We start from the raw sequence: 13,586 nt of genomic DNA on the forward strand, positions 1-13,586 counted from the left end.
CGTGAGGCTACTCTTTCGTGACACTCTTGTATGTCGTCCTCCTCGCAGCTGTCGCAGTGGTGCTAGCACCAGTAGCCGTCAAGGTTGCTGATCGCGCAGCCGGCTACCCGCTAGCCGGCATTTTTATTATCGCCGCGGCACTGTTGGCTAAAGAATTTCCGGCACTGGCCCGTGGCGAAGAACTGTCCTATTCCGTGACGTGGGTGCGTGATGTCATCACGCCAGGCGTCGACGTCAATCTCGCCTTCCGGGGCGATGCGCTGGGCATCTTCTTTGCCATGTTGGCTCTCGTCATCGGCGCAGTGGTGTTCACCTACTCTGCGGCCTACCTGCCCAAAGGCAAAGGCAACGTCAGTTTTTATGTGCTGATGACAGCGTTTACACTGTCGATTCTCCTGCTCGTGCTGGCTAACGACGTCGTGGTGCTCTTCCTGGCTTGGGAGCTGGTATCGCTGGCGTCCTTCATGCTCATCGCACGCAGCGGTAAGTCCGGCGAGGCCGGTTCGCAGCGCACGCTGATCCTCACCTTCATCGGCGGCCTCACCTTGCTCTCGGGCGTGGCGATTGCCGCAACCGCAGCGGGGACGACGAACCTTGAGGGTATCCTCGCCTCCGATGTGTGGGCCCAGCGTCCAGGTTTGACCACCGGGGTTGCCATTCTCATCGCGGCCTCGGCATTCACCAAGTCCGCGCAGTTCCCCTTCCACTTCTGGCTGCCGGAGGCTATGGCAGCAGCCACGCCGGTCTCGGCCTTCCTGCACGCAGCGGCCGTCGTGAAGGCCGGCGTCTACTTGTTGATTCGTTTCTCCACCATCTTCCACGACGTCGCCGCGTGGAATTGGCTGCTTATCGTCGCCGGTATGGGGACCGCCGTGATGTCGGCGGTCTTCGCCGTGCAGAAGACGGACCTGAAGAAGCTGACTGCCTACTCCACGGTGTCCCACCTGGGTTGGATCGTGGCCACGATTGGTGTTGGCACGCCCTTCGCCATCGCGGCGGCCCTCGTGCACACGCTGGCACACGCGCTGTTTAAGTCCTCCATCTTCATGCTCATCGGTGTGATTGACCATGAGGCTGGTTCACGTGACATCCGCCGCCTCGGCGTGCTGTGGAACAAGATGCCGTGGACCTTCGGCTCCATGCTCATCGGTGCTGCCTCCATGGCTGCGGTCCCGCCGCTATTCGGCTTCGTGTCGAAGGAAGGCATGCTCACGGCCTTCGAGGATGCGCCTATCGGATCGGCCGGCCAGGTTTTGTTGCTCATCGTTGCGGGCGTGGGCGCGTTCTTCACGTTTACCTACTCCGCCAAGATCGTCTTCGGTGCCTTCTTCGATGGCCCGCGCAACATGTCGCATGTTCATGAGGCGCCGGTGAGGCTGTGGCTGCCCGCGGCGCTGCCCGGTGTGATGTCGGTGCCAATTATCTTCGTCATGGGAGTGCTCAATAAGCCACTCGATAACATCGTGGCGGCCATCGGCATGGAGGGCCATTCCCACCTCGCGCTGTGGCACGGCCTGAACGTCCCGCTGCTTATTTCTGTGGTGGTGCTTATCGCTGGCATCATCGCGTTGTTCTTCCGCGGGCCGCTGTGGACCGCGATGGAGGAGCGCCAGCTCCTACCGCGCACCGGTAACCAAATCCTGAAGTGGATTCAGGACGTGTGCGCAGCCTTCGGCCGTTTCGTTGGCCGCATGTCCGATACCCACAACCCGTCGAAGCTGATCCTGCCGATCATCCTCCTAGTCATCATCCTTGCGGGCTCCGCTCTGGTGTCCACGGGTGTCGATGGTGTGGCTCTCAACCCGCGTGTGGACGGCCTTGATAATCCGTGGGACCTGCTGCCGCTGGGAATCGTGGCGCTGTCCATGTTTGGTTTGGTGCGTACACGCAACCGCCTCACAGGTGCAGTAATGATTGGTACCGCGGGAACCGGCGTGACTTTACAGATGTTCCTTCTCGGCGCACCCGACGTGGCCCTGACCCAGTTCACGGTGGAGGCGCTGTCCGTCATCGTCATGATGATGGTCCTGCGCTACCTGCCGGAGAAGTTCCACCCCGTGCAGGACACCAACCGCAAGGTGGGCTCCATCGTCGTAGCCGTGCTCGCCGGGCTCACCGCATTCCTGGGCGTGTGGGCACTGATGGGGCGCCACGAACGCTCGGACCTGGCCATGTGGTACCTCAACAACGCTCCGGATATTACTGGTGGCGACAACGTAGTGGCCACCATCATCGTGGAGTTCCGTGCACTCGATACCCTGGGCGAGCTGTCAGTGCTGGGCATGGCCGCTGTGGTTATCGCTGCGGTCACCTCGACGCTGCCGCGCTTCCCGTTCACCTCCGGCACACGCCCGGCTCCGTTCGGCCAGTCGCAGCTCAACTCGGTGCCGCTGCGCAAGGGTATTGCTGTGGCCATCCCGATCTTGGTGGTCATGTCCTTCATCGTTTTCTACCGCGGCCACCAGACTTCCGGCGGCGGCTTCCCGGCGGCACTCATCATGGGTGCGGCCATCGGCTTGACCTACCTCTCGCGCGGTACCGATGAGATTGTCTTTGGTCGCATGACCCCGATTCACCTCACCGGCGTGGGCATCATTGTGGCGCTGGTGGCTGGCTTCATCGGCTACATCCCGACGTCGCATAGCTCCGGTGGTTTCCTCACTGCCATCCATGGCCACGCCCTGGGGCAGCACTGGACGACGTCGCTCATCTTCGACCTGGGCATCTACCTCGCGGTGCTGGGCATGCTCACCATGGCCATCAATGCTTTGGGTGGCTACCTGCGTCCAGGCACTGAGCGGGACTTCTTGCCGTGGGTTCACGATGATGATTCCGCGTTGCCGAATACCCCGCGCGTGGTGCTGGAGGATGTCGACGACCCGTACCCCGAATCCATCAACCCGTCTTCGGACCCACTGGCGCTGCTCAATGACTCCGAGGCACGCCGCCGCGCGTCCTCGCCTCACTACACTCCGGCTAAAGAGGGGAAGAACTCATGATCCTCGCACTGACCATTGCTTTGCTCATCGGTAGCGCCGTCTACCTCATCCAGCAGCGCGGCCTCGTGCACATCGTGCTGGGCATGATGGCCTTCGGCCACGGTGCCAACCTCATGCTCTTGGCCACCGGCGTGTACTCCTATCGCGGAGAGTCCTTTCCATCGCAGGTGGGCATGGACCAGATGGCGGACCCGCTGCCGCAGGCCTTTGTGCTGACCGCCGTGGTGATTTCCATGGCTACCTCGACCATTCTGCTGACCATGGCGGCGATGGGCGCGAACGACGACACGGATGTCGTTGAGCCGGTGGATGACAACACCATTGACCACGCTTTCTCCACGCTGGGACGAGACACCCAGAACCGGGAGATTCTGGAGCGCTCGGCCAACAAGATGGATCGTTTGAAAGAACTCGAACAAGAGGAGGACAACTAGATGTATGACACCGTAAGCGCCCTCCTCCCGCTCTTCCCGGCGGTTCCCCTCGTATCGGCGGCGCTGGCGCTTCTTGCGCCATGGCACCGCGTGCGCGATGCCATCATGCTCATCGTTCCGGGCGTGGGTATCTTCGCTTCCTTTGCACTGTTGCTCTACACCATGAACAACGGTGTGGTGGCGCACAGCGTGGGTAACTACGTGGGCAACGCAGGTATTGCCTTCGCGGCCGATACCTTCTCAGCACTGATGCTCATCACGACGATGATCGTGGCCTTCGGCGCCAACTGGTTCGCCATCGTGGGTGGTGAGACCAAGTCGCGCTACTACCCATCGCTGACGCTTATCTTGATCACCGGCGTGTGCGGCGCCCTGCTCACCGCTGATCTCTTTAACTTCTTCGTGTTTATCGAGGTCATGCTGCTGCCCTCCTATGGTCTCATCACCATGTCCGGTACGTGGTCACGCTTGGCCGCCGGCCGCGCCTTCGTGTTGGTGAACTTGTTCGCCTCCACGCTTTTGGTGGTTGGCGTGGGCTATATCTACTCGGTGGCTGGCGTAGTTAACTTGGCGGCGCTGACAGGTGCTGCCGCCGGTAGCGGTCCGGTGACGGTGGCTTCCGGCATCATCGTTATCGCCATCGCCGCGAAGGCTGGCGTGTTCCCCGTGCAATCCTGGCTGCCGCGTACCTACCCGGGCACGTCGGCTGCCGTCATGGGCTTGTTCTCCGGCCTGCACACCAAGGTGGCGGTGTACATGCTCTACCGCCTGTGGGTGCAGCTGTTCGATATGGACCAGCGCTGGGGAACGCTCATCATCGTCATCATGATCATCTCCATGGTGGTGGGCTCCTTCGGTGGTTTGGCTGAGAACTCCATCCGCCGCGTGCTGGGCTACCAGATGCTCAACGGTATGCCTTTCATCCTGGTGATGATGGCCTTCACCACCCACGATGCCCAGCGCGCGCTGGCCGCCGGAATCCTGTACACGATTCACCACATGCTCACGGTGGGCTCCCTCATCTTGGCTTCTGGTGCTATCGAGGAGACGTACGGTACGGGCAGGCTCAACAAGCTTTCTGGCTTGGCGCGCCGTGATCCCATCATCGCGTGGATCTTCGCCGCAGGTGCCTTCTCCGTCGTGGGCTTCCCACCCTTCTCCGGCATGTGGGGCAAAGTCCTCATCGTCGCGGAAGTCGCGCGCACCGGCGGGGCATGGGCATGGACCGTCATCGCGGTGATTATCATCGCCTCCTTCGCCGCGTTCCTAGCCATGCTGCGCGTGTGGCGCCGCGTCTTCTGGGGCAAGGATTTGCCCAAGGAGAAGGTGCCCGATGAGCTGGTGATCCGTAAGAAGCTGATGGCGCCCTCGGCAGCGTTGATCCTGGGTTCGCTGACCATGTTCATTCTCTCCGGTCCGGTCATCAGCGTCACGATGGAAGCCTCAGCGGACTTGTTGGATACGGAGGCTTATGCAGACGCAGTGCTTGGCGACGACCCCGTAGCCTTACCCGACATCGATTCCCTTCAGGAGGGCCGTTAAATGAAGACTGCAGTGCATGCCGTTGTCTACGCGCTATGGCTGATCAAGGAAATCTTTGTCGCGGGTTTCTCGCTCGCCGCAGAATCCTTCAAGCCGCAGAATAGCTACCGCCCGGTAGTGGTGCGGTACCCCTTGCGCGTGACCGGCGCGTGGGAGATCTTCTGGTTCACCTCGTCCATTACCGCAACCCCAGGTACCTTGTCCTTGGGCTTGCGCGAGCCGATTGCAGAAGGCCTGCCGCGTATCGTGCTGGTTCAAGCGGTCATGGGGGATGACCCAGCCAGCATTATGGAAGATCTGGCGGATATGGAGGAGCGCCTCGCGCCACGGGTGAAAGGCATTGACTATGGCGTTCCTGGGCAGGGTCCCACCAAGGAGCTCGCCTCTACGTTCTACGAGTATCCGCTGGATACACTGGGCCGCCATATGCGCGCACCCGATATCGCGAAGGCGGACGATACCCCGCTTGCCGCGCACGATGTGGAGAAGTATTCCGTGTGGCCCCTGCGCCAGGTTGCGCAGAACAAGGATGCCCGAAAGGATGATAAGAAATGATTGATTTTTCCTCGATGAGCGCCTTTCAATGGGTAGTCTTTGTCTGTATTTTCCTCATCGGCGCATCGGTGTGCGCGGCGTTGGTTTTGGCCTTGCGCTCCCGTGATGAGCTCACCCGCACCGTGATGAGTGACATGGTCTTCTACGGCATGTTGTGCATGTATATTTCGTGGTCCATGACTAATCACGCGTCCATCGTCTATGACATCGCCATGCTTGCGGCTATTGCGGCCGGCGTGCTGCCGACGTTGTCGATGGCCCGCATCATCTCGAAGGGCAGGAGGTAAGACCATGACTATCCCGGAGATTATCGCCTCGATTCTGTTGGTCGTGGCCACGGTCTTGGTCATTGCGACCGCTATCGCCTTGTGGCGTGCGCCTGATGCATTGACCCGCGTTAACCTGTTGGGGCCGACGGTCGGCTTGGCCGTCCCGCTGCTGCTTGTGGCGAAGGTAGTCGTGGATTTTGCCGAGAACGGGTTTTCCCTGTGGTCGCTGATCAAAGTCATGATCGCGTGTTTCGGCGTGTGGATCATCGCCTCGGTGGGCTCCTTCTACATGGGACGCTCCATCTACGGTGTGACCGTCACTGACGTGAAGTACGCCAAGCGTATGCGCAAGAGTGCACAGACCGTTGAGGCCTCTGAGGAGGAGGTTTAGCGCGAACTTTGGAAGTTCGTCTATGGCGCATGGGGCTTCGCACCGCCGCCACACCCACGACGCTAGGATGAATCCTGCACCAACCGTCCAGCCGCGGGTCGACACCGCCGGAGCTAAGGAGTAACAGATGAAGCTCATCACTGCCATCGTCAAACCGTTCACGCTGCCGGACATCCGTGAGGCCTTGGAGCAGCACGACGTGCACGGCCTGACCGTGACCGAGACCCAGGGTTTCGGCCAGCAGCGCGGCCACAGCGAGGTCTACCGTGGCGCCGAGTATGCCACCGACTTCGTGCCCAAGGTCAAGCTGGAGGTAGTCACGTCCGACGAGCAGGTGGAGGATATCCTTTCTGCCATCGTTGACGCCGCCTATACCGGAAAGATCGGTGACGGCAAGATCTGGATTACTCCTGTTGAGGATGTCATCCGCGTGCGCACCGGCGAGCGCGGCGAGGCAGCCCTGTAGAAGTGTCTACGGCCGCTCAACTGCGTGAGGATGCCTATGCCTCGGCGATAGAGCTCACGCAGTCTCTGCAGCTTCCGTCCGGCTGTGCGCTTGCCGCTACGGGTTCCTTCGCCCGCCGGGCGATGACCCCTTTTTCGGATCTTGATCTCATCCTCCTTCACCCGGATGATACGGAGCTGCCCGAAGATGTGGTCGCTGAAATCTGGTACCCCATCTGGGATGCCAAATACCGGCTCGACTATGCGGTGCGGACCCCCAGCGAATTTGGCGCTATCGCTGGTTCCGATCCCGCCGCCGGCTTCGCGCAGCTGGATCTGGCCTTCGTTGCCGGCGACAAGCAGCTCGTGGACTCCACCCGCGCCCAGGTCTATGCCTCGTGGCGCCGCCTACTGCAGAGCAACTTCGACGCTTTCGTCGACCTCGCCATTACTCGCTGGCGCCGTTCTGGCACCCTGGCCACGATGACCCATCCGGATATTAAAAATGGGCGCGGCGGCCTGCGCGATATCCAATTCCTGCGGGCGCTCGCCCTTGGCAACCTCGCGGATGCCCCAGCACTTGAGGAGGAGCAGGCCTTGCTTCTCGACGTCCGCACGCTCCTTCACGTCACCGCCCGGCGGCACCGCGATGTTCTCGACCCTGAGTTCGCCGCGGAGATCGCCCACGAGCTTGGTTTCGCCGACCGCTATGACTTGTCCGCGGCCGTGGTCACCGCGGCTACCGCGGTAGATAGAGCCGTGGAGAGGGCATTGGCGACTGCCCGGGGAGTCGTATCCAAACGCAGCCACAACCGCACACGTAAGCCCCTCGATATTGGGGTGGTTGATGCCGGAGGCGAGATCCGTCTCGCTCGTACCGCGGACTTGGATGAGCCGTGGCTGCTCTTGCGCGTGGCCGCCGCCGCAGCACGCTCGGGCAGAAGCGTTCCGCCCCATGTCTGGGAGCAGCTGCGCGAGTTACCGGAGCTGCCCGAACGCTGGCCCGCCGCTGCGACGGATGCATTCTTTAGTTTATTGTCCTCGCCGCTCAATACCCCGCGCCTCATTCAGGAGATGGATGCTCACGGCTTGTGGGAGCGGCTCGTCCCAGAGTGGGAACACATCCGAGGGCTGCTGCCGCGCGAGCGCACGCACGCTCATACCGTGGACTACCACTCCATCCTTACCGTCGCGCGCTGTGCAGAAGCACGCACCTCCGTAGCGAGGCCCGATCTGCTGCTCTTGGTGGGGCTCTACCACGATATCGGGAAAGGATATGGTCGCCCGCACGAGCTGGTGGGGGCGGAGATGGTGGCGCGTGCCGCGGCCAAGCTTGGCCTCGACCTGGCGGATCGCTCCCGCGTGCAAACCGTGGTCGCTGAGCACACCACTCTGGCGCGCATCGTCTCCCGTACCGATCCTGTATCCGATGAAGCCCGTGACGAGCTCCTCGAAGCCGTGCGCTATGACTACCTGACTCTAGCGCTCCTCGTCGTACTCGCCCGCACCGATGCTGAATCCACCGGTCCCGGCGTGTGGAACCGCAGGCTGGAGAAAGGAATCGATGCGGTCAGCGGCCGCGCTTTTGCACAGCTAGAAGCTCTGCATCCAGTTCGTCCTCTGGTTGCCGCCGACCGCGACATTGGACTGCGCCACAACCCCGAGGATGACAGCTTTACCGTCCTGTGGCGCGGCAGCTATCAGAGGGAGGCCGTGCGTGCGTTGGCACTTATCGCCGCGTTGGGCTGGAACATCCTCTCCTCGCGCCTCGTGCGCACTGAGGAGGGCTATGCCGGTGAGTTTGATATTCGCGCTCTTCACGGTGCCATTGACCTCGCGACGGTAGAGGAGCGCCTCGTGCAGTCCTATAAATCAGGGACCTATACCGTGCTGCCTGATTTCGTACCGGGACCGGCCACCGCGATGTGGACTGGGGGAGTCTTCGAGGTTCGCATCGATGACTACCCGGGTACCCTCGGCCACGTGCTCGCGCTGCTTCCGGAGTGCGAGTGGCTATCTACCACCACGCCGGGTGCCACGATGGTGCTTCATGCCGTGCCGCTTGGCGACATCCTCCGCGCGACGCTAGTCCGGAATGTGACCCAAGCACTGGTCAACGGCTAAGCTGGGGAAGTTATAAATTTATCCACGATAGTTGAGGGAGCACTTTTAACGTGTTTGAGTCTTTGTCTGACCGCTTGCAATCAGCCCTGTCCGGCCTGCGCGGCAAGGGCAAGCTGACCGAGGCGGACATCAATGCCACAGCACGCGAAATCCGTCTGGCGTTGCTGGAGGCGGACGTCTCGCTCAACGTCGTGCGCGGCTTTATTAAGCGCATTAAGGAACGCGCGGCAGGCGCCGAGGTTTCCGAGGCACTGAACCCGGCGCAGCAGGTAGTCAAGATCGTCAACGAGGAGCTCATCGAGATTCTCGGCGGCGAAACCCGCCGCCTGAACCTGGCGAAGAACCCGCCGACGGTCATCATGCTCGCCGGCCTCCAAGGTGCAGGTAAGACTACCTTGGCAGGCAAGCTTTCTAAGCATCTGGCCTCCAAGGGACACACCCCGATGCTGGTGGCCTGTGACCTTCAGCGCCCGGGCGCGGTGCAGCAGCTGCAGATCGTTGGCGAGCGCGCGGGAGTCGATGTCTACGCTCCGGATCCGGGTACCTCCCTGGATTCCCACGAGCATGAGATGGGAACCTCCCATGGGGATCCGGTGGACGTCGCCAAGCGCGGTATCGAAGAGGCCAAGCGCACCCAGCACGATATCGTCATCATCGATACCGCCGGCCGTCTCGGCATCGATGAGACCCTGATGACGCAGGCGCGCAACATCCGCGATGCCGTCAATCCGGACGAAGTCCTCTTCGTCATTGACTCGATGATCGGTCAAGACGCCGTGCAGACCGCCGAGGCCTTCCGCGATGGCGTGGACTTCACCGGTGTCGTCCTGACCAAGCTGGACGGTGACGCCCGCGGTGGTGCGGCACTGTCCATTCGTGAGGTCACGGGCAAGCCCATCATGTTCGCCTCCACCGGTGAGAAACTCGAGGATTTCGATGTCTTCCACCCGGAGCGCATGTCCTCGCGCATTCTGGGCATGGGTGACCTGCTGACACTTATTGAGCAGGCGGAGTCCAAGCTGGATCAGTCTAAGGCGGAGGAAGCCGCCAAGAAGATGGGCTCCGGCGAGATGACGCTCAATGACTTCTTGGACATGATGCTCATGGTGCGCAACCTGGGCCCGATGGGCAACCTGCTCAAGATGATGCCCGGCGGCAACAAGATGAACCAGATCGCCGATATGGTCGACGAAAAGCAGCTTGACCGCATCCAAGCCATTATCCGCGGTATGACGCCGGAGGAGCGGGAAAACCCGAAAATTCTCAACGCTTCACGTCGTAAGCGCATTGCCCTCGGTTCTGGCGTGAGCGTGTCTGACGTCAACCAGCTCATTGAGCGCTTCACCGAAGCCAAGAAGATGATGTCGCAGATGGCCGGCCGTTTTGGCATGCCAGGCATGGGCGGTGGGCGTTCCGCTACCAAGAAGAAGCCGAAGGGCCGCAAGGGCAAGAACGGCAAGCGTAAGCCGCCGAAGCGTCGTGGTGGCGGCGGTATGCCGGGGATGGGCGGCGGAATGCCGTCGATGCAAGAACTGCAGAAGATGCAGGAACAGCTCGGCGGCGGCATGCCCGGGCTGGGAGATATCAAGATGCCGAAGGGCATGGAGAATATCGATCTCAACAACCTGGACTTTGGGCAGGGCAAAAAGAAATAACCGAAGAATGCTGCTGCATTCTTCGCTAGTAAGGGCCGGCGCTAAAAGCGCCGGCCCTTGTCGTTCTAAATGGCTTTATCTGCCGGATATGCAGGATAGGGGATAGGCTCCGCCGGTGTGGTCGGAGGCGTCTCAGCGGACTGAGGCACTATGGGGCTGTCCGTCGGGATCTGCGGGGGCTGCTGCTGCACCGTCTCGCCCTTGAGGAAGGGGGTGATGGCTTCACGGATGAGCGGGATGGCCGAATCCGCGAAAGCCTTGGTGAAGTGGTGCATATCGCGGTACACCATGATATTGCCGATGATGACCGGGCAATCGCCGTTGGCATCGCAGAACCACGTCGAGGTGTCCACGGCCAGCATGTTCTTGTACTGGGAGAGGACTTCGGCGCCGGGGTCATAGGGAGCGTAGACCTCTTCGAAGCGCATGCCGCATCCGAGAGAATCCTGGGTGGCTACGTAGCACTCATCAAACTGGAGGCCATTGCCGTGCTCATCGAATCCCCACGGGTTATCACGGAAACCCAAGAAGGGAATATCGTGCTTGGCCAATTCGTCCCAGAAGGCCTTATAGCCGGGCGGGACGGCGTCTGGGCCGTGACCCAAGGGCTGGCCGGGTCGCGTTGAATTAGAGACCACGAGGGCCGGGTCCGCATCGATAATGCGCTTGACCACTTCCTTGCTCCACTCGGCACAGGAAGGCTTCACACTCAGTTCATCGCCGAGCTCGATGGGGCAACCCACGCGGGTGAGCGGAACCAGCTTGAAACCCATCTCGCGGCCCAAGTGATCCAGGGCCGAAGAATACTGCTCCGCGTGCGAACCGCCTACCAGGTAGACCTCGACATCGGAGTTGACATCACCGAAGATGCACGGCGTCACGCCGTCCTTCTGGGTCTCGATGAAGTAGTCCGTTGGCTCTTGCTCCGGGATGAAGCACCAGTTGTCGGCGACTGGCGGCTGAATGCCGCGCGCGAGAATCGGGTCAGGCTTGATCTCTACGTTCTCAGGCGGCGTGATGTTCTCGACGAAGGTCGTCGCTCCTGGGTAGAGCTTCGGGTCGAGCATTTCGTGGTTCGCTTCCTGCAGGCTGCGCAGCCACAGCGGTTGAACGGCCACGAGCGCAACGGTGCAGGCGGCAACGAGGACTCCGCCAACGCCCCGCAGAGTGCCGGTGCGAGTGCGAAGGTCGGCGAGGCCGCGGTGGACGGGGAGGTCGTCGGCAAGCGGGCGTTTGCGGTGCTGGCGCAGGGGCTTCTCGACGAAACGATGCGTCAGGTCCGCCAAGCCCAGCGACACCACGATGATGATGGCCCCGAGCCACCACGGAGGGGTGTCAAGGCCGAGGGCGGCGATGGAAATGATGAGCAGCGGCCAATGCCACAGGTAGAGCGGGTAGGCGATATCACCGAGCCAGCGAGAAACCCGGGTGGTGAGCACCCGTGAGAAAGACCCGCCGGAACCAATGATGATGAGTACTGCACCGCCGATGGGCAGAAGAGACAGCGGCCCAGGGAAGGCCAAGCTATCGGAAATAAGCAGGCCGGTACCAGCCAGAGCCGCCAAGCCGAGAGCCGTGGCGAGGTTGGACAGGCGCTGCGGCATGCGCAGGTGCGAACCATAGATAACGAGCACCGCGCCCAAAGTTAGCTCCCAGGCGCGCGACCATGTGGAATAGTAGTTTTCCGGGGTGCCAAAGAGGCCGTCGCGGGATGCATAGGCAAAAGAAACGACGGTGACTACGAGGAGGATCGGGCCCGCGATGGAATTAATGGAAGAGAAACGCTGTTCTCGTAGGCCCGTGTTCTTGGGGCGCAGGCGCATGAAAGCGGCCAGGCCGAGAGCGAAGAAGATACCCAGCAGGTAGAACTGGCCCTGCACAGCCATGGACCACATGTGCTGCAGTGGTGACGTCGTTGCTGAAGCGGCGGCGTAGTCAGCGTTCTGCCGTGCTAATTCCCAGTTCTGGTAGTAGAAGACCGTCGCAGTGATCTGCTTGGTGAGCTCCGTGTTTAAAAGCTTCGGGGCGAAGAGCCGGACAAGCACATAGCTCACACCGATGACGAGCACGAGGGAAGGCACCAGCCGGCGGAGCGTGCGCCAGATGGGCCACCACGGGTTCAAGGAGGCATTCGGCCGTGCGGCATAGCGCAGCTGCGAGCCTAAGAAGAAGTATCCGGAAAGCAGGAGGAAGACATCGACGCCACCTGAGACACGACCAACGAAGACGTGGTACAGAACAACCAAGGCGATCGCGATGCCGCGGAGGCCGTCAAGGTCGTAACGGTAGCGGAATGTAGAGGGGGCTTGTTTATTCATAAAAAGAGGAGTGTGTGGCGTCGAAATAACCGCATTACAGACTACCCCCTTCGCGGGGTAAGGCCTAACTCTGCAAGAGCTAAGGGGGATTTCCTATCTTGTGTGGGTTCCGCTAAAGTTGGTGGGGTTGTTCACGCACAGCGTGGAGGACACATAAAACTTCATCTCTGCGTAACGCCGGTACCGCCTACGGACGGCCGGCACGTCACGCGCAGGATAAATCCAAGGGTTGAACCGGCGCGCCACCAAGCGGCGCGTGTCTGAACTGCCCGGTGACTAGAAAAGGAGCCAATCATGGCCGTTAAGATCAAGCTGCAGCGTATGGGCAAGATCCGCAACGCTGAGTACCGCGTTATCGTCGCTGATGCACGCACCCGTCGCTCCGGCAAGGCTATCGAGAACATCGGTATCTACCAGCCGAAGCAGGAGCCGTCCCTGATCCAGATCGATTCCGAGCGCGCTCAGTACTGGCTGGGTGTCGGCGCGCAGCCGACCGAGCCGGTTCTCGCACTGCTCAAGGTGACCGGTGACTGGCAGAAGTTCAAGGGTCTGCCGGGCGCAGAGGGTACCCTGAAGGTTGCTGAGGAGAAGCCGTCCAAGCTGGACCTCTTCAACGCTGCTCTGGCTGAGGCCAACAACGGCCCGACCATCGAGGCCATCACCGAGAAGAAGCGCAAGGCCAAGGAAGAGGCTGAGGCTAAGGCTGCCGCCGAGAAGGCTGCTGAGGAAGCCGCTGCCGCTGAGGCTGCTAAGGCCGAGGAAGAGGCCGCTAAGGCTGAAGAGGCCGACTCCGCTGAGGCTGAGGAGTCCGCAGAGTAATTTCTACTCGGCTAAAAGATTATCCCCGCTGACCTG

11 protein-coding genes are annotated in these 13,586 nt (G+C 61.3%); 10 read left to right on the plus strand and 1 reads right to left on the minus strand.

Annotated features, from left to right (window positions below; all coding sequences use genetic code 11):
- The first annotated feature begins 17 nt into the window (after nucleotides 1–17).
- From HMPREF3147_RS05330 to ffh, 9 genes are all read left to right on the plus strand, one after another.
- Complete coding sequence (locus tag HMPREF3147_RS05330; protein ID WP_070445474.1) at nucleotides 18–2,999, plus strand: DUF4040 family protein; 2,982 nt, start codon at nucleotides 18–20, stop codon at nucleotides 2,997–2,999.
- Nucleotides 2,996–3,433, plus strand: a complete 438-nt coding sequence (locus HMPREF3147_RS05335) for a cation:proton antiporter subunit C (protein WP_010190439.1) — start codon at nucleotides 2,996–2,998, stop codon at nucleotides 3,431–3,433. The genes HMPREF3147_RS05330 and HMPREF3147_RS05335 overlap by 4 nt, the downstream gene beginning before the upstream one ends.
- On the plus strand, nucleotides 3,434–4,975 hold the full coding sequence (locus HMPREF3147_RS05340; protein WP_070445477.1) for a monovalent cation/H+ antiporter subunit D family protein: 1,542 nt from the start codon (nucleotides 3,434–3,436) through the stop codon (nucleotides 4,973–4,975).
- Nucleotides 4,976–5,530: a monovalent cation/H+ antiporter subunit E gene (locus tag HMPREF3147_RS05345; RefSeq protein WP_070445479.1), complete on the plus strand. Its 555-nt coding sequence runs from the start codon at nucleotides 4,976–4,978 to the stop codon at nucleotides 5,528–5,530. It abuts the gene before it with no gap.
- On the plus strand, nucleotides 5,527–5,817 hold the full coding sequence (locus tag HMPREF3147_RS05350; protein WP_070445483.1) for a cation:proton antiporter: 291 nt from the start codon (nucleotides 5,527–5,529) through the stop codon (nucleotides 5,815–5,817). The genes HMPREF3147_RS05345 and HMPREF3147_RS05350 overlap by 4 nt, the downstream gene beginning before the upstream one ends.
- 4 nt (nucleotides 5,818–5,821) lie before the next feature.
- Nucleotides 5,822–6,190, plus strand: coding sequence for a Na+/H+ antiporter subunit G (locus HMPREF3147_RS05355; RefSeq protein ID WP_070445486.1), 369 nt, complete (start codon nucleotides 5,822–5,824; stop codon nucleotides 6,188–6,190).
- Between the two features lie 127 nt (nucleotides 6,191–6,317).
- On the plus strand, nucleotides 6,318–6,656 hold the full coding sequence (locus HMPREF3147_RS05360; RefSeq protein WP_070445489.1) for a P-II family nitrogen regulator: 339 nt from the start codon (nucleotides 6,318–6,320) through the stop codon (nucleotides 6,654–6,656).
- 2 nt (nucleotides 6,657–6,658) lie between these two features.
- Entirely contained in the window at nucleotides 6,659–8,758 is a 2,100-nt protein-coding gene (locus tag HMPREF3147_RS05365; protein ID WP_070445492.1) for a [protein-PII] uridylyltransferase, read from the plus strand.
- Between the two features lie 50 nt (nucleotides 8,759–8,808).
- Entirely contained in the window at nucleotides 8,809–10,413 is a 1,605-nt protein-coding gene (gene ffh / locus HMPREF3147_RS05370) for a signal recognition particle protein (protein ID WP_070445495.1), read from the plus strand.
- Nucleotides 10,414–10,478: 65 nt separating this feature from the next.
- Here the strand turns inward: ffh and HMPREF3147_RS05375 are convergent, their stop codons facing one another.
- Complete coding sequence (locus HMPREF3147_RS05375; protein WP_070445498.1) at nucleotides 10,479–12,731, minus strand: acyltransferase family protein; 2,253 nt, start codon at nucleotides 12,729–12,731, stop codon at nucleotides 10,479–10,481.
- Between the two features lie 294 nt (nucleotides 12,732–13,025).
- Between HMPREF3147_RS05375 and rpsP the strand changes: the two genes are divergently transcribed.
- Nucleotides 13,026–13,550 carry a 30S ribosomal protein S16 gene (rpsP, locus tag HMPREF3147_RS05380; RefSeq protein ID WP_070445501.1) on the plus strand — a complete coding sequence of 175 codons (525 nt, stop codon included), beginning with the start codon at nucleotides 13,026–13,028 and terminating at the stop codon, nucleotides 13,548–13,550.
- Nucleotides 13,551–13,586 lie beyond the last annotated feature (36 nt).

This window comes from Corynebacterium sp. HMSC05D03 (assembly GCF_001807205.1).
In the GTDB taxonomy this organism is placed as follows: Bacteria; Actinomycetota; Actinomycetes; order Mycobacteriales; family Mycobacteriaceae; genus Corynebacterium; species Corynebacterium aurimucosum.